Source organism: Sphingobacterium puteale, assembly GCF_050986225.1.
GTDB classification, from domain to species: Bacteria; Bacteroidota; Bacteroidia; order Sphingobacteriales; family Sphingobacteriaceae; genus Sphingobacterium; species Sphingobacterium puteale.
Genome location: NZ_CP158959.1, coordinates 3,448,586 through 3,468,592 on the forward strand (window position 1 = coordinate 3,448,586; position 20,007 = coordinate 3,468,592).

Here is a 20,007-nt window from a genome sequence, read left to right on the forward strand (position 1 = left end):
ATTAACCAATTATAAACTTAAATTATGAGACTGCAAATATGGTGAATATTGCTTATATATGCAAATTTTAATGCGTTTTTATGCAACATTTTCAATACAGTGTCTTAGTTTTTATCAAAACTATTTGATAATATGCATAATACTGCAATTTTATCGATCAACTTCGCCCAGCACGATATCGATTGACCCAAGTATGGCAATAAGGTCGGCAATTAAAACCCCTTTTCCCAATTCGGAAATGACAGAAAGATTGTTGAAACTTGGTCCTCTTGATTTCACTCTTAAGGGAATATCAGATTTTTCTTTCGTTACAAAATAAAAACCAAGCTCTCCTTTCGGGTTCTCCGCACGCACATAGTAATCTTGCGCTTTCAAATTTACTTTTTTGGGCACCAACGCACGTGGATCAAAATCCGCTGTACGCTTAAAGTCTTTCTCTAAACGTTCAAGGCATTGTTCAACGATGCGTACAGATTCGCGTACTTCATCTACCCTAACCTTATAGCGGTCCCAGCAATCTCCAATACTACCCATGACTCCTTGTCCTACCGGGACCTCAAAGTCTATTTCCGGATAAACGGAATATCCATCAATCCGTCTCAAATCCCATTTAATACCTGAGGCTCGTAGCATAGGGCCAGAGACACCGTAATTAATCGCAACCTCAGCTGGTAAGATGCCAATATTAGCTGTTCGCGATATAAATATCTGATTCTGCGTTAATATCTCATCAAGCTCCACTAGCTTTGGCTTAAAATAACGTATAAATTCGGAACAACGTGTTTCAAAACCAACGGGCAAATCGTAGAAAAGCCCGCCTACCCATATATAGTTATATAACATGCGAGAACCGGATACCCATTCCAACATGTTCATGATATGCTCACGATCTCTAAAGCACCATAGAAAAGGAGTTGTGGCACCGATATCAATACCGTATGTGCCGATAGCAATAAGATGTGATGCAATGCGATTAAGTTCACAGACTAATACACGGATATATTCTACCCTTTTGGGGATCTTACTATCCAAACCCAGCATACGTTCTACACCCATGACAAATGCATGGCTATTGTTCATGGATGCCAGATAATCTAAGCGATCGGTGAAAGGAATTGTTTTACCATAATTTAATGATTCTGCATGTTTATCGAAACATCGGTGCAGATACCCCAAATGTGGAACGACCTCTTTCACAATTTCGCCATCGGTAATCAGTTGCAAGCGTAACACTCCGTGAGTTGAGGGGTGTTGCGGTCCCATGTTTAATACCATTTCTTGGGTCGAGATCTCCGTTAAATGTCTTTCATAGCGCATTAATGCTTCGCTATATTTTGGATTCGCCATAGGGATTAATTAATGTTAATACCATGATACTTTTCAGCATCCTGATAATCTTTACGTAAAGGGTGCCCTTCCCAATCATCGGGCAAAAGGATTCGCCGCAGGTCAGGGTGCCCTGAAAAATAAATTCCCATCAGATCAAATGCTTCTCTTTCATGCCAATCTGCTGTACGCCAAACGGATGTTATTGATACGATCTCTGGTAGTTCGTCCAAAGACCGGTTCGTCTCCAATTCCACTTTCAAAACAAGGGTATGTTGATAAGGTAGGGAATTAAGATGGTATACAATGGTAAAGTGCTCTTCGTAATCTACCGCAGTTATGTTGCTCAAAAAGTCAAAATAAAGTCCTTCTGTATCTCGAAGAAAAGAACAGACAGGAAGTAGATTTTCTGCGTCGATAAACAACGCCGGTTGTAAGCCAGTGACCTCTTCTTTCCGTATGATGGAGGCGCCCAATGCGGAAACTAGTGTTGATTTAATTTCTTCAAATGTCATATTATGGGGCTAGACGCGTAATTTTCCAAGAATCTGATATTTTTTTATAGACAATACGGTCATGAAGACGACTTGCACGGCCCTGCCAAAATTCAAAATAAATGGGTTTTAAGATATAGCCGCCCCAGTGCGCTGGACGAGGAACAGGTACATCATCGGTATATTGCTTCTGAAGCTCTTCTACTCTGATTTCTAAAAAATCTCTGTTTGGAATTTCCCGGCTCTGCGGCGATGCCAAAGCGCCTATGCGACTTGCTTTGGGGCGTGATTGAAAATACTCATCCGAATTGGATCCATTGACAAATTCAATGCCCCCTTCAACGCGGATTTGTCGTTGCAATTCGGGCCAGAAAAACAAGAGCGCAGCATGTGGATTGGTTTTCATTTCTTCCCCTTTTCGGCTTTCGTAATTTGTGAAGAATACCAAGCCCCCGTCTGCAATATCTTTTAATAACACAATCCTTGAAGAGGGTAAATGCTGCGATGATACAGTAGACAGTACCATTGCATTGGGCTCAATGACCTCACTGTGAATGGCCTCATCAAACCATTTTTTGAACTGAAGGATGGGATCATAATCCACATCCGATTCAGATAGGTTACCTAAAACGTAATCTTCTCTGATCGCTGCAATATCTTTATGTTGAATGGACATATAAACCTATTTTATATTCTTACAAACTTACTAAAATCATTGCTTTTTCTCTATAAACTTAGTAGAAATTGCCAAAAACGTTTTTTTTGGCACAGATCTCGCATAGATTAGATAAAAATGGATTAGTTTCGACATACATTTAATTTTACATCCTATGTTTAATGAATTAGACCCACAAAAAGGAAGCTTATTGATTTCAGAACCGTTTATGCTGGATCCTCGGTTCTTGAGGTCCGTTATCCTGCTCTGTGACCATAATAGTGAAGGAAGTTTAGGCTTTGTCTTGAATAATAAAACAAATGTTCAAATTGGTCAATTATTGGAGTCAATACCGACATGTACTTTTCCAATTTATCTTGGCGGACCAGTGGCACAGGAAAGTTTATTTTTTGTGCATAACCGTTTCGATCTTTTATTAAGTGGTGAAGAAGTTGCGCCAAATCTCTACTTCGGCGGTGACGAAGAAAAGCTTATTAGCGCTATTCAGCAGCATGCGATTAAAACGGATGAAATTAAATTTTTCATTGGCTATTCAGGCTGGTCGAGCGGTCAATTGGATAAGGAAATCTATGAGAATAGCTGGGCCGTTCAAAATAAATACCCTCATCATATTATCTTTGAAGGCAACGGTGAGCTGCTTTGGAAGGATGCAATTATTGGGTTAGGACCTAAATATGCACATGTCGCCAATTTTCCGCAGAGCCCGGAGTTAAATTAAACTATTCTGTGATCGAGGTCTACCCGATTTTTGATTTGTTGGCTCAAATATTTGTTTGTTCACCTAGGGTACAGGTTTACTTTTTCTGTCTAAGCTATCCTGACATAAGTTTAAATATTCCATTACTAGGAAATATTGAACCTTTATGACAAAATGAATGACTTTCTGCCATCCTGTCCTACTATCCGTATTTGGAACACAGATTGTGCATGGATCATCAAAATAATAACATTTAAATAGCGACATACAAAATTATGAATCCAGAAAAAGGTAGTATTTCAATCCACACGGAGAACATATTTCCCGTAATCAAAAAATTCTTATACTCAGATAATGAGATTTTCTTGCGCGAACTGGTATCTAATGCAGTTGATGCTTCCCAAAAGATTAAGCGTTTGGCGTCTTTGGGACAATACAATGGCGAAATAGGTGCGTTAATCGTAGACGTCAAGTTTGATGAAGCGGCCAAGACCATTACAATTTCAGACAGTGGTATCGGTATGACGGCCGAAGAAATCAAAAAATATATTAATCAGATTGCGTTTTCGGGAGCAACAGAATTTATGGAGAAATTCAAAGAAGCGAACGATGCAAACGAGATTATCGGCCGATTTGGATTAGGATTCTATTCGGCATTCATGGTGGCAGATACAGTAGAAATTCAATCATTATCCTATCAAGATGGCGCTGAACCAGCGCACTGGACCTGTGACGGTAGTACCTCATACGAAATTTCAACAGGGACTAGAACGACACGCGGTACAGATATCATTTTACATATCAATGATGAGTCTACCGAGTTTTTAAGCCAGGCACGTCTGCAGGATATCTTGGACAAATATGCAAAGTTCCTTCCTGTTCCGATCCGTTTCGGTACCAAGACAAGTTCTGAGGCAGATGGTGAAGATGAGGATGGCAAACCAAAATATAAATCTGTAGAAGTTGATAATATTATCAACAATACAAATCCAGCCTGGACAAAGTCTCCTTCTGAACTAAAAGATGAGGATTATTTAGCTTTCTATCGCGAACTATATCCTTATTCGATGGATGAGCCATTGTTTTGGATCCACCTTAATGTAGACTATCCATTTAATTTGACTGGTATACTTTACTTCCCTAAGGTGAAAAATGAGCTTGAAATCCAACGCAACAAAATCAAGCTTTACTCTAGACAGGTATTCATTACCGATGAAGTAAAAGATATTGTACCAGAATTCCTAATGTTACTGCATGGTGTAATTGATTCACCTGATATCCCATTGAATGTCTCACGCTCATTCTTGCAGGCTGATAGTAATGTCAAAAAGATCAATAGTTACATCACCAAAAAAGTTGCGGATAAACTAAATGAAATATTCAAAACTGATCGTAAAGGTTTTGAAGAAAAATGGAACGATATCGGTTTGTTTATCAAATATGGTATGCTAAGTGATGAGAAGTTTGCAGAAAAAGCGAGTGATTTCTGTCTTTTGAAAAATACAGGCAACGCGAGCTTTACAATCAAAGAATATTACGAAAAGGTAAGAGACATTCAAGTCGACAAAGATGGTAATATCGTTTATCTTTATACACATGATGCTGCTCAGCAAGATGGCTTTATCCAAACAGCGTTAAATAAGGGGTATGACGTATTGGTACTCGACGGTCCGCTTGATACGCACTTTACTTCTTATTTGGAACAAAAGGGTGGCGAAAAAGTGCAGCTTAAACGTGTAGATGCAGATGTAATCGACAAGCTTATTCAAAAAGATGAAAAAATAGAACTTTCGTTGTCTGAAGAAGAGTCCAAAAAAGCATTGGAGGTTTTTGAAAAAGCGATTTCTCGTCAAGATATGAAGGTTGAAGTGGATGCGCTCCGTGAAGCGGACTTGCCGGTATCCGTCACTATCGATGAATTTATGCGCCGTATGAAGGATATGGCCAAAACTGGTGGTGGTATGAACTTTTATGGCTCACTGCCGGACAATTACAAAGTAACGGTTAATGGCAATCACCCTTTGATCAAACGGATTTTATCCGCTTCTGACGAAGAAGGTGCGAAACTGGCGAAACAAGCTTTTGATTTAGCACTCTTGTCAAGAGGTCTTTTATCAGGTGCCGACTTGACGTCTTTCGTAAAAAGAAGCGTTGAGATGATCTAATTAAGTTCACAATGTTAAAATAGAAAAGCGATTGTCCTATCGGGGCAATCGCTTTTCTATTTTAACATTCAACAAAAAAAAGCATTATGATAAAGATAGGGACCAAACCTCCATCTGTGGGCTATCGCATTCGTTTTTTATTAAAATTTAATAAACTAATCTTCACCTAGTTGCCCTAAATCGCTGTTTTTTTTTATTTAATTATTTGGAGGGAATGGGGTTTAATCGTACTTTTGTATCATCAAAATCACGGTAGGTATAGCTCAGTTGGTTAGAGCACTAGATTGTGGTTCTAGGGGTCGTCGGTTCGAGCCCGATTACTTACCCAAAAGGCAGATCAATATATTGATCTGCCTTTTTTCATTTCCCTATTTTTCTTCCCTGAATTCTGATTGATTTAGCCTTTGCGGATCATACCGAAAGTTTGGGGGGTACAATTTTTTAAGCATACAATTTCATTACTCTATATAGGAAGAATGTGGTATCCCTTACGCCACGAAAGACACTCCTGAAAGCTTTGAGCTTTGCATTGAAAGACTCTGCTGAAGCATTGGTACTTCTGTTGTCGAAGTAGTGTAGGATATGTTGATGATGCGCTGCAATGGATCTTGCTACGCTCTCAAATGAAGTGATGCCCGCATTCTCAACCTGATTATGCCACAGTCCCAGTTTGGTAAATGCTATCTTTTTGTCCTTGCATTTATTGAATATGTCACCTAGGGAAATTCCCAGGTCATAAGCCAGCTTTAGTTTGGGAAACCGTATGAACAACAATTCAGCACGGTGTTTCTGGTTTTCGGACCATCGGCTTGGATGCTTGAACAAGAGGTGTCTGGATCTAGCCAGTAACTGTTTGAGGGTGTCCCCATTAGGCAACAACTCGGGCTCATATGGGATTCCTCCCTTTCGTGATTCCATTATCTTCTTACTTTCGGCATCCAATACTTCCCAGCGATACTTGATACGGAGTTCCTGCACTGCATCATATGCTAACTTTTGGACATGGAACCGATCGACCACACGCCTGGCATTCCTGAAACATCTACGGATTGCCTTAGCCATGTTCGGTGCCATATCCATGGTCACCTCCTTTACCCTGTTCCTTGAACGTAAAGGTATTCGCTCAAGAACAGTCATGATATCCTCGGCCTTTGTACCCTTAATAGTTGCCAGAATCGTCCCTTTACGCCCTTTTGCCGATTTACTGCTAACAATGGTATATAATTCACCGTTGCTAAAACTAGTCTCATCGATGCTCAGGCGTTCGGAGATGTTCCCGGGGAAAAGAGTCCATCGCTCTGCATGTGGCTTTTGGTCCCAATCATGGAAGTCACTGAGATGGTTCTTGTATTGATCCTGAAGTTGCTTGCCGTCCATCTGGAAGAATAATCCTACCAATTGGGCACTTACAGGATAGTTATCCAAATATCCTCTTTAAAAAAAGCCCGAATTCAGTCGTCATTCGAGCACCTTCACGCACCAGGTTCCAATCTCTTGTGATAATCTGTCCGGTATCTAAGACTGTCCAGCGACGGCGGCGGATATGTAGTGTAACTTTCTGACCTCTAATGGGAAAATCTGAAATCTCTGTGGATGGCATAAAACCCTTTGACTCCAACTTGCTGTTCTCATAGCCTGTTGGAGCAATATTAAGCTCATCTAAATAAATGTGGAGTTGATTGCCAACCTGATCGACTTCTAAAATCTGAAAGTATTCTAAAAGCCCTTCGGGCATCAATAGTGATAGTAATTTGCGTTCGGCGTCTTGCAAGGGAGATCTGTATTAAAGATGCTAAATTAGCAAATTTTTGATATTCCCCCAAGAATTCTGATTGATCCGCCTTTGCTAATCCCGGACCATACGGAAAGTTTTTTAGGGGTAGATGTTTAGTAGAAAGCAAAAACTGTGATTTTTTTATCAATCAGGTAAAGGATCTAGTACAGCCGGCTTTTGCGGATCAAAAACTGCTACACCTACACGTGAATCAGCACAACCGTAATACAGAAACCATTTTTGTTTAAAATACACCAAGCCCTCAATAAATACAGTGCCGTCGACATATTGGCCACTCTTTTCAAAAGCTTCCATTGGACGTAGAAATGGTGTAGCTAGACGAGCGAGTACTTTGGTGGGATCTTTCTTGTCAAAGAGCACCTGCCCTGCTGAATAGGTGTTTTTATTGAATCTCGGATCCCCTTTGTCTGCATGGTTTTTGCCATTATAGAGCAGTAGAATTCCTTTCGCAGTCAAAATCGCGGGTGGTCCACATTCGGTGAGCGAGCTGTCAAAATAACCCTCACGTGGCGAAATAAATGCTTGCAACTTTCCATTTTTATCCACGACGGGCTCCCAGTCGATCAAATTGTCTGATGTAGCACCATACACCCCGTATTCGCCCCAATATAACCAGTACTTACCATTTATCTGAGTAATAACCTGCCTATCTCCTACCAATTTTGTGAGAATAGATGCGGACTTATGTGCCATGTTAACAAGATTAGGCAATTTGTTTGATTTTTTGAAAATAGGTCCATGCTTTGTCCAGTTTCTTAGATCGTTGGAGGTGGCTACACCTAATCGGGGAACTTTACGATTCCATTGCGTGTAGAACATGACAAAGGTTCCCTCTGCTGTCTGGGCAATCCGGGGATCTTCAGTTCCCCCCGGCCATTCGTTGGCCTGTTGACTATCCTCATCCGGAAAGAATATAGGTGTTTTGCTTCGCTCAAAATGCAATCCATCCCCGCTCGCCGCAAGTCCAAGACGGGACGTTCGATGCCCAATTTTTATTCCTGTTTTATCTTCAGCGCGATAAATGACATAAACACTATCGCCCATGACAGCCGCCGCCGGATTAAACGTGTCATTATCCTCCCAGCGGACGGTCGTTTGGCTAAGGGGATCGTAGAATCTGGTGCTACTATCCGGGGCAATAACAGGGTTAATGCCGGGAGGCCGTTCAAACCCACCCATTATCCAGTTTTTTCCATGCTGTATATTGCATCCCTGTAAAATAACAGATTGGATAATAATATAAAACCTAATAAATGTCTTCATAATGCCTATTTTATTTCCTCCAGCGGTCTGCCTTTAGTTTCTGGTATGAAAAGAATAAAGATAAAAGATAATACAACCATACTGGCGTAGAAAAGAAATGCATAAAATCCGCCCAAAACTGTCCCCTCCACGATGATTGGAAAAAGCCAGGATATTATTGCGGCAAAAAGCCAATGTGCAGTACTTCCCAAAGATGAACCCTGCGCACGCGCTTCATTCGGAAAGATCTCTGCCAAGAACACCCAAATAACAGCTCCCTGTGATAATGCAAAGGCAGCAATAAAACCGATAATGAAAAACAAGAGGTAATCGGCGTGGACACCCTTTAGTCCATAGGCTGACAACAATAAAAAGAAAAACATTCCTACTGCTCCTGTCAGCAATAATTTCTTACGACCGAAACGATCGATAATGCTCATCCCCATCAAGGTAAATAGCAAGTTGGTTCCACCGATAAATATGGGTTGGAGATAAGATAATTCTGCACTAAATCCTGCCATTTCGAATATGCGCGGCGCATAATAAAGAATTGCGTTTATACCCGTCATTTGATTGAAAAAAGCCAATAGAATAGCTAGGGTGATGGGCTTAGCATAGCGTTTTTGAAAGAGATTAACTTGCCTGGGTGGATGAACATCCTCAGACTCCGTCATAGGCACACATATCATTTCCTGATCCCCTATCAGCGCATAGCTTTCACTTGCCTTACTTCGGTCTCCCATCTGCAATAACCATCTTGGACTTTCCGGAATTCTTCGCACAAGTATGACAAATAACAATGCAGGCAGTGCCATGACACCAAGCATATATCGCCAGGCATCAGTCTCTAATCCTAAAAAAATAAAATTGGTGAGATAGGCTGTAAAAATCCCTGTCACGATCATAATCTGAAATGTACCGGTCAGCTTTCCCCGATCCTTGGCCGGTGCGATTTCGGAAGTATATACCGGACCGACAACAGAACTTATCCCGACAGCAAGCCCACCAAAAAAGCGGAATAAAAGAAAAACTTCCCACATAGATGCGAGTGCACATCCTATAGCGGATAATAGATAAAGTAATGCAATAGCATAGAGTATTGGCTTCCTACCATATCGATTGGCGAGCTGACCAGCAATAATGGCGCCCAGGATTGTACCTATTAACGAGACGGAAACAGTGAGACCATGTCGCGCTGGGCTGAGTTGCCATAGTTTTTGAATAATCTGCTCAGCACCTGAGATGACAGCAGTTTCAAATCCAAATAAAAAGCCACCCAAGGAAGCGATCAAAGTAAATTTCCAAACAGGTTTCATATTGAAATTGGTTCATTAATTCGTTCTTAACCGAAATTTTATCGCCTCCATGGAGTCAATACACATCAAATTTATTTTGCTAGTTGACGCAAACGAATTGGTTATAGGTTTGATAAAAAAGCAAAACCGGTTTTGTCAATTACCCAAATATACTTGTTATTCCAAAATAAATCAAAATCTTTCTTCTGAATGTATTCTTCAGTGCATATGTAATTGGATAAAGTAAGGTTGGCAAGGATCATATACATGTTATTTTCTTAAAAATCCGATCAAAATATTGAAGGAAATTCATTAAAATAAGCGGGATATTTCTATATTTATGTTAGGGTCTTTCCTATGTTAGACATCATGAATATGCGGAGAATATTCAATTTCGGACAACATCGCTACAACAAGATTACATATAAATGACAAGTACAAAAATTAATACAGGAATTTTAAGTTTTGGTATGTCTGGGCGTGTCTTTCACGCACCTTTCATCCATATTAGTCCACATTTTAACTTAACCGCCGTCGTAGAGCGGTCAAATAAAACAGCGCAGGAACTTTATCCGGAAATTATTAGTTATGATAGTGTAGCTCAATTATTGGCAGACGATACAATAGAACTTGTGATTGTAAATACACCAAACCATACCCATTTTGAGTTCGCTACAGACGCATTAAAAGCAGGGAAACATGTTCTTATCGAGAAGCCGGCAGTGGAAAATATTGCTCAATTCGATGAGCTTATTGAGGTCAGCAAAAAAAGCGGGAAGCGGATTTTCTTTTATCAAAACAGACGTTATGATAGTCATTTCCTTGACGTAAAGAAAGTCGTCGAAAGCGGTGATCTTGGCAAACTGGCTGAAGTGTCTTTTCGCTTCGACCGCTATAAACTGGAATTGGGTCAAAAATATTTCAAGGAAAATAACCAATACATCTCCAGCGGTCTCACATACGACTTAGGGCCTCATATAATAGATCAGGCTATCGCACTTTTTGGTAAACCATTAAAATTCAGTAAAACAACCTCAATCAATCGACCGGGGTCCAAAGTCGCGGATTACTTTCATTATCATTTGCGTTATCCGGATGGTTTGAATGTATTTTTAACGGGAAGTCTTGCTGTTGCCGAACCTTTACCTGCTTTTGTTTTACACGGTACTAAGGGAAGCTTCATTAAAACGATGGCAGATGTACAAGAACAACAATTAATACATGGCATGCTTCCCGACAATTCAATATATGGCGTGGAGCCAGACGGCAGTGAAGGAAAACTTGTGACCATCGATAGCTCAAATCAAAAGCATATATCTTATCCTCGTCCACATAAAGGAGATTATAATCTATTATTCAATGCTATCTATGAAAATCTTGTTAATGATGTTGAATATCCGATTACAATTGACCACATTAGGTGGCAGATCGAAATGTTATCGGCGGAAAACATAGGATAAGATATATAAAAAACCATCCCGATTACGTCGGGATGGTCTCTCCTGTTAATATTGCCAATATCAATTTTTATGCATGAAAAACCAACTTTTCAGCAAAGTCTTCCACAATCAGGTTTTGCACCGAAATTCATTTAAAATAATTCAAATTTGAATCCCAGTTGATATTGTTCAATATCAGCAATCCAATTGTCAATAATATTATTTGTCCTATTAAATTTTCGATACCGAAAATAAACTCCGCCCAATTCCGCCCCTAAACTGTAACCTGTTCTTGGTCTACTACGGAATGCATTGTCTCCATTGTTCAATTTATAGCGATCATCATTGAGTAGAAAATTAAAGTCGAGACCACCCATAATTGCAATAGTATGGGTAAAGTTTAGTTTCAAATAGAGTGGTACACTCATATAGGCTAGCTTTCTGGTGCCGGCTCCAATACCGTGTTCACGCTGTGCTGTCTGATCATTATTTTGGATCCGTATCAAGTTATAGACCGGTTCAGCTTGTAAAGCAATGTTTTTATTGAAATGATAGGTAAGATCCCCTCCGATCTGAAAACCGACTTTCTTATTTGAGCGGAAGGCTGAGCCATCTGTACTTGATAGATTGCCCCCTGCCCGGATGCCCATTCCAAATTGTGCTAAAGCTTTGTGGGTGGACAGCAGTCCAAAAATTACTGTTACGGCAAATACAATTTTCTTCCTTTTATTGCTTGGCATACAATGTCATTTACTATTTGAGTTCCTCCTGATAATTCTTTCAACACAACGGAATATCTGCTGACATACCGCCAAATCCGCAATCAACAAACGGAGAATGCTTACAAAAAACTATTTTTTAATAAGGAAGCTGTTATTTACGATAAAGCTAAAAGAAAAATAAATACAGATAGACAAAATTATACGAACGGCATTGTTTTATATACGAACATGCTAATTTGCATTAGGCTTCGGTCTCCCAGCTCTTCTTCATCACGATTCGAAAAGAGCTTTCTTTCCAGATAATGATCCCACCCAAGATAAATTAAGTCCAGGGTTTGGGCTGTTGTGATAGCAATAAGGTAACTTTTATTGTCAATGTCAAAGCAAGCATATGATTCATGTTGTGACATATTGTAAAAAGTTTTCAATAAATTTAATATAAAATTATTTTGCTCGCCGAAAACGGGCAGATATTTCAATTGGTTGCTCAAAAAACATATTGACAGCTATATCAAGGTCAAACTGGCATGGTTGAGTGGAATCGGTCTACCGGTTTTAAAAGGTTAACTTAAGTTAATATGTTCAATAGCAACTTAAACATATATTTGTTTATAAACTTCAACGAATATGGGAAATCAAAATGTAACAATTATTTTAGTCCACGGAGCTTGGGGAGACGGGTCCCATTGGCGACATGTTATTGAAAACCTTCATGCAGAAGGATATGCTGTCCGAAGCGTACAAAATCCATTGACATCAGCGGAAGATGATATTCAGAAAACGAAGGATTTAATTGATTTACAGATGGGTAAAGTTGTGTTGGTTGGGCATTCTTACGGCGGAGCAGTCATATCGGCAGCAGGGCATCATGAAAAAGTTGCGGGTTTAGTGTTTATTGCCGCCTTTGCTCCTGATAAGGGCGAAAGTTTAAGCGGGATATTCAGTCGCAGAGAGAAACCTTCTGGCGCATCAAGTATTGTTCCTGATGCAAAAGGATTTCTTTGGATCAAGCACGATAAATTCCACGAAAGCTTTGCCCATGATTTAAACGAAAAAGATGCAATTGTGATGTCTTTAGCTCAAAAGCCAACTCATGGCAGTATTTTCGTCGCGGAGGCGGATGAACCGGCGTGGAAAACAAAACCAAGCTGGTACCAAGTATCAGATAATGATCATATGATACCACCGGCAACACAAATAGAAATGGCTGAGCGGATCAACGCAAAAAAAATCATTCATTTAGCAACTAGTCATGCTTCCCTGGCTACTCATCCAAATGAAATTACAGCATTGATCAAGGAGGCTGTAAGTGCAGTTTCTTAAAATCTTATCGTATTATAAAAGAGCTAAATAGATTAAAATCCATTTAGCTCTCTCTTACGACATTTTACTTTAACTATTTGTTCGTGTATTAATTTGCCTTTGTAAGTTCCGTCAATGCTTTTACGATCTCCGGAGCAGCATAGTCTCTACTCCCCTCTAAGCGTTCGATTATCTGTCCATTTTTGTCCAGAATTACTGTCGTAGGAATTGATCCGCCTAAAAATTCGGGTGGGATTTCTCCTGCGGGAGTGAATAAAGGTAAGTCATAATTGTTCTTTTCCATAAATCCTGCTGATTGATCGATATCATTATCTACATCCACCATCAGGAATTCAATATTTTTATTATCCTTGAATATTTGTCTTAAGGTATTTATGGACGGCATCTCATGTATACACGGAGGACACCAAGTAGCCCAGAAGTTGATAAACACAACTTTGCCTTTTAATGCACTCAACGATACGACATTTCCCGACTTATCTTTAAAAGATACGTCCGCTACTTTTGGGTGCTGTATCTCCTGGATAGGCTGCTCTTTTTCTTTTTCGGGTTTGTTACTCGGTGTTGGATTTCCGCAGGCAGTTAAAACAGTTGCCGCGATAATAAAAAGCCCAATACGCATGGTTATACTGTTAAATCTAATATTCATCATTGTATTTGTAAGTTACTATAGTTTATATTCGAAATTTATTGCCTCAATTTTTTTACCTTGCTAACTTTCAGTGGTATAAAAATGTGAATACAGCTGCTGCCGTTCTGTTGATAAGACTCAAACTTGTGAAATAAAGATAATCCTAAATGCGCAATGTCTGGTATTGGAGAAAGATAAGTAAGGTGCGTGTGGTACTCTGATTCGAATACTGTATTGAATTGATTTTCAGGTGTCCATGTGTGCTAAATGCATAAAATAATATATCCGTACATACATTCCGAGGTAAAAGAAGCCTCCCTCGAGCAAAGACGATTCGTGTATTTCTGTTCTCTATCGACTCACTGCATCGTTCAGATCCATTTTCGATTGGGGCTACGGGTTGCGTTAGCCTTCCTTGGACGGTATTTATCGGTAGCTCGATGAGACGTTTGATCCCACTCCTAATTGGGCAGGATGTGAACGATACGATGACCAACATAAGTAAAGTGATCAGGTATTGTCCGTATTTTTTGAAAATGTTAGATTTAATATAGCCCATCAATGGCTAAAATAAGCTTAATTGTGCAAGCACACAAGTGACTTAAGCTATTTTATTTATTTTACAGTGGTTTCTATAACATTCAAAATGATTGCTATAGAGCAGACTTCCTGACCACGATACCAACTATAGACTTAAAAAACTACCTCATTTAGTAAAAAAAAGAAAAGCCATCCGCTATAAACGGCGACTTTTCCCTGATGATTGCAGTTAATTATGCAGAATGTGATTCTGCAATAAAGCCTTTCTTTTTGATAATCTCGATAACTTCTTCTTCGGATATGCCGTTTGATTTCACAGTGAGAATTTTATCACTGTTCGATGTGTCGACATTCCATTCGCAGATCCCTTCGGCATTGTCCAGATCAGCACTAACTTTGGCTACACAGCCTCCACAGTTGAGGTTTGTTTTGAATTGAATATTTTTGCTTTCCATGTTATTTAATTTTGATATTATTAATTCTATTTCTATCTATTTTTTCCATTTTAAACGTAAGCTATTGCTCACTACACTAACACTGCTCAAGGCCATTGCCGCTCCGGCGATCATAGGATTTAAAAGGAAGCCATTGATCGGAAAGAGTATGCCTGCTGCGAGCGGGATACCGATCACATTGTAAATAAAAGCCCAGAATAAATTTTGTTTAATCGTGGTCACCGTTTGTTTTGACAGTCGGATAGCCTGTGGTATTTTAGTTAGATCCGAGGAGATGATGGTCATTTTTGCCACATCCATAGCAATATCACTTCCTTTACCCATCGCTATACTGACGTCAGCTGTTGCCAGCGCCGTGCTGTCATTGATACCGTCGCCGACCATGGCCACCACTTTCCCTTGTTGTCGAAGTTCTTTTACAAAGTCAGCTTTGTGTTGTGGCATAACTTCCGCTTTGTAGTGTTTAATACCGGTTTGTTCGGCAATCGCTTTAGCGGTAGATTCATTATCACCCGTCAACATATAAAGTTCAATACCCATGGCCTGCATTTCTTGAATGGCCAATACGGAGGTTTCTTTGATTTTATCGGAAATTGCAATTACCGCAAGTGTATTTGTACTATTCGCGAACCAGATAACAGTTTTGGACTCTCCACTCCATTGGTCTGCCTGACGCTGCAATCCTGCCGCGACGCTGATTCCATTTTCCATCAGAAGTTTCTTATTTCCTACATAATAAGTTTCCGGTCCATAGTTAGCTTTTGCTCCTTTGCCTGTTATGCTATCGAATGCAGCTATCGGCGTGACGCTTACACCTTCCAAATGATTGACTACTGCCTCCGCCAGCGGATGCTCTGACTGTTTCTCAATATTCAATAAGATACCGTTTGTGGCATCATCATCGTTTAACCATTGGATACCTGTTACCCGTGGTCTTCCCTCCGTTATTGTTCCGGTTTTATCCAATACGATCGCATTGACGCGTTTGGCAAGCTCAAGGCTTTCCGCATCTTTTATCAAGATACCATGCTCTGCCCCTTTACCTACGCCAACCATGATTGCGGTAGGTGTTGCTAGGCCAAGGGCACAGGGACAGGCGATAACTAATACGGTAACCGCGGCCAATAAACCTTGTACCAGGCCGTTGTTACCGCCCAAAGTAAGCCACATAGCAAAGGTGAACAGTGCAATGCCAATGACGATCGGAACAAATACACCAGCGATTTTATCAACCATTTTTTGTACGGGAGCTTTACTTCCCTGCGCGTCCTGAACCATTTTGATGATCTGAGCTAGCATGGTCTCCTTACCCACTTTTACAGCGCTAAACTGGAAGCTGCCTTTTTGATTGATCGTACCGGCAAAAACTTTTTCATTTTCTTTTTTCAGAACAGGTACAGGTTCACCGCTCAACATGCTTTCATCCACGTAGGAATCGCCCGATATGACCGTCCCGTCAACGGCAATTTTTTCACCAGGTTTTACCTGAATGATATCGCCAACATTGACCGCTGCTATAGCAACCTGTCTTTCAGATCCGTCTGCTTGTATTACCATCACTGTCTTGGGCTGCAAGCCCATCAGCTTTTTTATGGCTGATGAGGTATTGCCTTTGGCTTTCTCTTCGAGCAATTTCCCGAGCAAAATAAAAGCAATTACCACAGCGGCAGCTTCAAAATACACATGTGCATGCAAGCCGCGTTGGTGCCAAAAGTTGGCAAACAGCATATTGAAAACACTAAATATATAAGCAATCCCAGTACTTAACGCGACTAGGGTATCCATATTGGCTGAACCATGTTTTGCTTGTTTCCATGCATTGATAAAAAAGTCTTTTCCCAACCAGAGTACGACAGGTGTCGCAAAGAACCACATAATCGGGTTCGCATAAGGCATATCCATAAAGAACATGCCAATTGCCACCACTGGTAGGGACAGGATGACAGCCCACATTGTTTTGGTTTTGAGTGTTCTAAATTTTGCAGCGTGAATTGACTCCACGGTTTCTTGTTGTGTAGCTTCGTCTTCTACCAATAAATCATAGCCGCCGGCTTGAACAGCTTTCTGGATTTTCGTAGCATCAGTTATATTTGGAAGATATTCGACAGTCAAGTTTCCGGTGGCAAAATTTACGGAAGCATTAACTACCCCCTGTTCGTATTTAACCATACTCTCGGCGCTACTTGCACAGGAAGCACAGGTCATTCCCAATACAGGAAAAGTTTTTGTTATCGTAGATACGCCGTAACCAAGGTCTTTGACAGCCTTTACAGCAGCAGCAACAACTTCGTTGCCCTTGACAGTAATAGCTGCCCTACGATTATTTAATTCTACGTTGTGGCTCTCAATCCCTTTTATCAGGGCCAGTTCTTTCTCAACAATTAATGCGCAATGTTCGCTTTCGACATCTTCCAATGGAATGTAAATTGTCTCTTTATAATTATTTGTAGCCATATCTGTATGTTTAATCTTACCATACAAATGTGCGCACAAACTGCTCGGAAATCTTTATGGAATTATGGGATTGATTTGTAAAATTATGGCCTGTTTGACCGGAAAATTTGGAGAAATATTGCAGAGAAAACTTCAAAATCCTTGACAGTTAAGGGATTGAAAATACTTGCACTACTTTTGCTGCGCGTCATACAAGTTGTAAGGAAGAATGAGATTAAATCATAATCTTTTTATGTTGACAGTCAGCTGTCAGTCCCATGATCTAACTTTGTCCAGCAATAAAAAATTTAATACAATGAAATTTCAATCCAATAGAATTATTACAAGTGATATCAGGAGGTCTGTAGCATTTTACGAAAAGGCTTTAGCAGTTGATGCCCATTGGTTTACAGCAGATTTTGCGGAATTGTCCATAAATGCCTTTACACTGGCTATTGGCAGTACGCAAACATTACAGTTATTTGGCGATGACTTGCCAATTCATAGTGATAAATCAGCTATCATCATGGAATTTAGGGTAGGTGATGTGGATGAAGAGTATTTACGGATAAAAGATATCACGGAAAAAATCATTCAAAAGCCTACCACGATGCCTTGGGGAAACCGTTCACTGTTATTCTGTGATCCTGATGGAAATCTGCTGAACTTCTTCACTCCGGTAAGTCCTGCGGCCATTCAAAAATTTAGTTAGGTTTTATCGTTCACTCCATGCCCTGATGTTATTTTCTTTTTGGTTATTTCCCGATCAAGAAAATGTATATAAACTATATAGCGCGTATTTATGAGTCTTATCAAGGATGTCTATTCCACCAGCTTCTACCAACAACTAGCAGATCAGTTTAACGTCGTAAAACCTGATTTCGATGGCAAGCAATTTATCAAGCGAATTTTTAGCACTAATTTTAATGATTTGGAGTGGAAGGAACGGACAAAACACAGCACACAGACCCTACATGAATTTATGCCACCCGATTTTGAAGAAGCAGTTGAATTGATCAATCAGGTTGTTAAAAATGCCATTGCAGCGGGCTATTCTGGTGGTCTCGAATATATTATTTTTCCCGACTATATTGAAACTTACGGTATTGACCATTTTGAATTGGCGGTACAGTCATTTGAATTAGTTACCACCTTCATAACCTGTGAATTTGCGGTTCGTCCCTTTATCATCAAATACAAAGAGCGGATGATCGCTGTTATGGAAAAATGGGCTGAAAGTCCGCATGCTGCGGTTCGTCGTTTGGCAAGTGAGGGTATTCGACCACGATTGCCCTGGGCAATGGCTATCCCCTTTTTGAAGCAAGATCCGACGCCAATTTTACCCATTCTGAACTTGTTAAAAAATGATGTTTCTGAAAGCGTAAGAAAAAGTGTCGCCAATAATTTAAATGATATCTCGAAAGACCACCCGGTTATTTTATTGGATATAGCCCGGCATTGGAAAGGGATTAGTAGAGATACAGACGCAATTATCAAACATGCTAGCCGTACATTGCTCAAGCGAGGGCATCCCGATATTCTGCACTATTATGGTTTGGATGGTGCAGATTTCAATATCACCGATTTATACATTGAAACTCCGGTCGTAAAAATTGGTGGGCAGGTCAGTTTCTCTTTTCAGGTTGAAAATACTCGGCCGCACCCCAAAGCACTCCGGCTGGAGTATGGACTGTATTATCAAAAATCAAATGGCTTATTATCACGCAAAGTATTCAAAATTAGTGAGCGGATCTACCAGGGATCTGAAATCAATCGGATCTTACGAAAACAATCATTTAAAGTGATTACCACACGAAAATTTTACACGGGTAGACACAAAATTTCCATTATTGTCAATGGACAGGAAACATTGATGACGGATTTTGAACTGATATAAGTTTTCATCAGGAGCAGTAGAGTATGTATGGTACGAATGAATGCGTCAGTATCGAAACCTATATGAAAATGATCAAGTATTTCTATTATTATTAAGGGAATTATGATGAATGGTCTTCCGATTAACAAGGTCATTATACGCTGGTAAGGAATAGTGGCTGAGGGAATGTTCACTAAAAATTATCTTAGTGTTAAATTAGATTCGATTCAAATTGCAATTAGATCCTGATAAAGAGACTGAAAGCGAAGTTTTAAAATTATCTTTAACGTGCCAAATATAATGAGCAACAAAAATGGAAAAAATAAGAACTTTTCAGCAATATGAGCTAAATAAAATTAGGAAAAATGTTAAAGATAGCGGACTGCAATTCGAAAAGTTTGGGAGATCTTCAAATATAATGGACTATTCCGATAGGGAAATCAATGAGATGATCCTAGGAATCTATAAGGATAGTAAACATCTACTGGTTGACGGAGAATATTTTATCGATGTTTCTACAGTTCAGAAAGCGAGCTGTATTTTAACGGATGTATCCTATTCTCGTCGGATAAAACCTGATAAAACATCTCCGATCAAACTAAAAGATATCAGAAACTTTTATATTGAGGATTATTTTGTGGAAACAAGTGAAAAGTTCTCAAATTCCTATAAACACAGAATTACGGGTTACCTGAAAAAAATTGGCGGTATTAGTCTTGGAAAAGGAAAGTACAGTCATTCTTATTCTATCCCAAATGACTTCAAAACTTTCTATAAGGGCATTCCGCTAGACCTCTTCTATCCAATCCAGCATTATATTAATGGCTTGTTTTTTGCTGATGATTACCATGTGGCAACATTTGAAGTAGTTGGTAATCTTACAATTACCGACGAATAG

Annotated in this window: 18 protein-coding genes and 1 tRNA gene; 8 read left to right on the top strand and 11 right to left on the bottom strand. The window is 39.8% G+C overall.

Annotated features, from left to right (window positions below):
* Positions 1 to 150: 150 nt before the first annotated feature.
* The 3 genes from ABTV71_RS14695 to pdxH are packed head-to-tail and all read right to left on the bottom strand — an operon-like array spanning position 151 to position 2,496.
* Positions 151 to 1,317: an NADH-quinone oxidoreductase subunit D gene (locus ABTV71_RS14695; protein ID WP_245971505.1), complete on the bottom strand. Its 1,167-nt coding sequence runs from the start codon at positions 1,315 to 1,317 to the stop codon at positions 151 to 153.
* Positions 1,318 to 1,352: 35 nt separating this feature from the next.
* Positions 1,353 to 1,841, bottom strand: coding sequence for an NADH-quinone oxidoreductase subunit C (locus ABTV71_RS14700; protein ID WP_121127425.1), 489 nt, complete (start codon positions 1,839 to 1,841; stop codon positions 1,353 to 1,355).
* A 1-nt stretch (position 1,842) separates the two neighbouring features.
* The gene (pdxH, locus tag ABTV71_RS14705; protein ID WP_433900042.1) at positions 1,843 to 2,496 is read right to left on the bottom strand and encodes a pyridoxamine 5'-phosphate oxidase; all 654 of its coding nucleotides are present in this window, start codon (positions 2,494 to 2,496) and stop codon (positions 1,843 to 1,845) included.
* A 154-nt stretch (positions 2,497 to 2,650) separates the two neighbouring features.
* On the opposite strand from pdxH, the gene ABTV71_RS14710 reads away from it, so the two are divergent.
* From ABTV71_RS14710 to ABTV71_RS14720, 3 genes are all read left to right on the top strand, one after another.
* Positions 2,651 to 3,214: a YqgE/AlgH family protein gene (locus tag ABTV71_RS14710; protein ID WP_433900043.1), complete on the top strand. Its 564-nt coding sequence runs from the start codon at positions 2,651 to 2,653 to the stop codon at positions 3,212 to 3,214.
* Between the two features lie 254 nt (positions 3,215 to 3,468).
* The gene (gene htpG / locus ABTV71_RS14715; RefSeq protein WP_433900044.1) at positions 3,469 to 5,358 is read left to right on the top strand and encodes a molecular chaperone HtpG; all 1,890 of its coding nucleotides are present in this window, start codon (positions 3,469 to 3,471) and stop codon (positions 5,356 to 5,358) included.
* 252 nt (positions 5,359 to 5,610) lie between these two features.
* Positions 5,611 to 5,684: transfer RNA gene (locus ABTV71_RS14720), tRNA-His, on the top strand.
* A 115-nt stretch (positions 5,685 to 5,799) separates the two neighbouring features.
* Here ABTV71_RS14720 and ABTV71_RS14725 read toward each other — a convergent pair.
* The 4 genes from ABTV71_RS14725 to ABTV71_RS14740 all read right to left on the bottom strand — a co-directional run bounded on the left by ABTV71_RS14725 (position 5,800) and on the right by ABTV71_RS14740 (position 9,711).
* Complete coding sequence (locus ABTV71_RS14725; protein ID WP_433900038.1) at positions 5,800 to 6,783, bottom strand: ISAon1 family transposase; 984 nt, start codon at positions 6,781 to 6,783, stop codon at positions 5,800 to 5,802.
* A complete protein-coding gene (locus ABTV71_RS14730; protein ID WP_433900039.1) occupies positions 6,776 to 7,129 on the bottom strand; it encodes an ISAon1 family transposase N-terminal region protein in 354 nt (117 codons plus the stop codon). The genes ABTV71_RS14725 and ABTV71_RS14730 overlap by 8 nt, the downstream gene beginning before the upstream one ends.
* Positions 7,130 to 7,276: 147 nt before the next feature.
* The gene (locus ABTV71_RS14735; RefSeq protein WP_433900045.1) at positions 7,277 to 8,416 is read right to left on the bottom strand and encodes a glycoside hydrolase family 130 protein; all 1,140 of its coding nucleotides are present in this window, start codon (positions 8,414 to 8,416) and stop codon (positions 7,277 to 7,279) included.
* Positions 8,417 to 8,421: 5 nt separating this feature from the next.
* Positions 8,422 to 9,711 (bottom strand): sugar porter family MFS transporter, encoded by a 1,290-nt coding sequence (locus ABTV71_RS14740; protein ID WP_433900046.1) that lies wholly within the window; start codon positions 9,709 to 9,711, stop codon positions 8,422 to 8,424.
* A gap of 407 nt (positions 9,712 to 10,118) precedes the next feature.
* Between ABTV71_RS14740 and ABTV71_RS14745 the strand changes: the two genes are divergently transcribed.
* Positions 10,119 to 11,150, top strand: coding sequence for a Gfo/Idh/MocA family oxidoreductase (locus tag ABTV71_RS14745; protein ID WP_433900047.1), 1,032 nt, complete (start codon positions 10,119 to 10,121; stop codon positions 11,148 to 11,150).
* Positions 11,151 to 11,281: 131 nt separating this feature from the next.
* On the opposite strand, the gene ABTV71_RS14750 is transcribed toward ABTV71_RS14745, so the two are convergent.
* Entirely contained in the window at positions 11,282 to 11,869 is a 588-nt protein-coding gene (locus tag ABTV71_RS14750; protein WP_433900048.1) for an outer membrane beta-barrel protein, read from the bottom strand.
* Positions 11,870 to 12,478: 609 nt separating this feature from the next.
* Between ABTV71_RS14750 and ABTV71_RS14755 the strand changes: the two genes are divergently transcribed.
* Positions 12,479 to 13,174: an alpha/beta fold hydrolase gene (locus ABTV71_RS14755; RefSeq protein WP_433900049.1), complete on the top strand. Its 696-nt coding sequence runs from the start codon at positions 12,479 to 12,481 to the stop codon at positions 13,172 to 13,174.
* A gap of 88 nt (positions 13,175 to 13,262) precedes the next feature.
* Here ABTV71_RS14755 and ABTV71_RS14760 read toward each other — a convergent pair whose 3' ends face one another.
* The 3 genes from ABTV71_RS14760 to ABTV71_RS14770 all read right to left on the bottom strand — a co-directional run bounded on the left by ABTV71_RS14760 (position 13,263) and on the right by ABTV71_RS14770 (position 17,254).
* Positions 13,263 to 13,826, bottom strand: coding sequence for a TlpA family protein disulfide reductase (locus ABTV71_RS14760; RefSeq protein ID WP_433900050.1), 564 nt, complete (start codon positions 13,824 to 13,826; stop codon positions 13,263 to 13,265).
* Positions 13,827 to 14,578: 752 nt separating this feature from the next.
* Entirely contained in the window at positions 14,579 to 14,800 is a 222-nt protein-coding gene (locus tag ABTV71_RS14765) for a cation transporter (RefSeq protein ID WP_121126079.1), read from the bottom strand.
* Positions 14,801 to 14,836: 36 nt separating this feature from the next.
* Entirely contained in the window at positions 14,837 to 17,254 is a 2,418-nt protein-coding gene (locus ABTV71_RS14770) for a heavy metal translocating P-type ATPase (protein WP_433900051.1), read from the bottom strand.
* A gap of 295 nt (positions 17,255 to 17,549) precedes the next feature.
* Here ABTV71_RS14770 and ABTV71_RS14775 point away from each other — a divergent pair, with 295 nt between their 5' ends.
* The 3 genes from ABTV71_RS14775 (at position 17,550) to ABTV71_RS14785 (ending at position 20,007) form a co-directional block, all read left to right on the top strand.
* On the top strand, positions 17,550 to 17,945 hold the full coding sequence (locus tag ABTV71_RS14775; protein ID WP_433900052.1) for a VOC family protein: 396 nt from the start codon (positions 17,550 to 17,552) through the stop codon (positions 17,943 to 17,945).
* Positions 17,946 to 18,035: 90 nt separating this feature from the next.
* Positions 18,036 to 19,130, top strand: a complete 1,095-nt coding sequence (locus tag ABTV71_RS14780; RefSeq protein ID WP_433900053.1) for a DNA alkylation repair protein — start codon at positions 18,036 to 18,038, stop codon at positions 19,128 to 19,130.
* 292 nt (positions 19,131 to 19,422) lie between these two features.
* On the top strand, positions 19,423 to 20,007 hold the full coding sequence (locus ABTV71_RS14785; RefSeq protein WP_121126082.1) for a hypothetical protein: 585 nt from the start codon (positions 19,423 to 19,425) through the stop codon (positions 20,005 to 20,007).

Excerpts from the sequence above, each read along its gene's own strand:
- ABTV71_RS14695 (WP_245971505.1), bottom strand. The coding sequence starts at position 1,317 with ATGCGCTATGAAAGACATTTAACGGAGATCTCGACCCAAGAAATGGTA.
- ABTV71_RS14700 (WP_121127425.1), bottom strand. The coding sequence starts at position 1,841 with ATGACATTTGAAGAAATTAAATCAACACTAGTTTCCGCATTGGGCGCC.
- pdxH (WP_433900042.1), bottom strand. The coding sequence starts at position 2,496 with ATGTCCATTCAACATAAAGATATTGCAGCGATCAGAGAAGATTACGTT.
- ABTV71_RS14710 (WP_433900043.1), top strand. The coding sequence starts at position 2,651 with ATGTTTAATGAATTAGACCCACAAAAAGGAAGCTTATTGATTTCAGAA.
- htpG (WP_433900044.1), top strand. The coding sequence starts at position 3,469 with ATGAATCCAGAAAAAGGTAGTATTTCAATCCACACGGAGAACATATTT.
- ABTV71_RS14735 (WP_433900045.1), bottom strand. The coding sequence starts at position 8,416 with ATGAAGACATTTATTAGGTTTTATATTATTATCCAATCTGTTATTTTA.
- ABTV71_RS14740 (WP_433900046.1), bottom strand. The coding sequence starts at position 9,711 with ATGAAACCTGTTTGGAAATTTACTTTGATCGCTTCCTTGGGTGGCTTT.
- ABTV71_RS14745 (WP_433900047.1), top strand. The coding sequence starts at position 10,119 with ATGACAAGTACAAAAATTAATACAGGAATTTTAAGTTTTGGTATGTCT.
- ABTV71_RS14750 (WP_433900048.1), bottom strand. The coding sequence starts at position 11,869 with ATGCCAAGCAATAAAAGGAAGAAAATTGTATTTGCCGTAACAGTAATT.
- ABTV71_RS14755 (WP_433900049.1), top strand. The coding sequence starts at position 12,479 with ATGGGAAATCAAAATGTAACAATTATTTTAGTCCACGGAGCTTGGGGA.
- ABTV71_RS14760 (WP_433900050.1), bottom strand. The coding sequence starts at position 13,826 with ATGATGAATATTAGATTTAACAGTATAACCATGCGTATTGGGCTTTTT.
- ABTV71_RS14765 (WP_121126079.1), bottom strand. The coding sequence starts at position 14,800 with ATGGAAAGCAAAAATATTCAATTCAAAACAAACCTCAACTGTGGAGGC.
- ABTV71_RS14770 (WP_433900051.1), bottom strand. The coding sequence starts at position 17,254 with ATGGCTACAAATAATTATAAAGAGACAATTTACATTCCATTGGAAGAT.
- ABTV71_RS14775 (WP_433900052.1), top strand. The coding sequence starts at position 17,550 with ATGAAATTTCAATCCAATAGAATTATTACAAGTGATATCAGGAGGTCT.
- ABTV71_RS14780 (WP_433900053.1), top strand. The coding sequence starts at position 18,036 with ATGAGTCTTATCAAGGATGTCTATTCCACCAGCTTCTACCAACAACTA.
- ABTV71_RS14785 (WP_121126082.1), top strand. The coding sequence starts at position 19,423 with ATGGAAAAAATAAGAACTTTTCAGCAATATGAGCTAAATAAAATTAGG.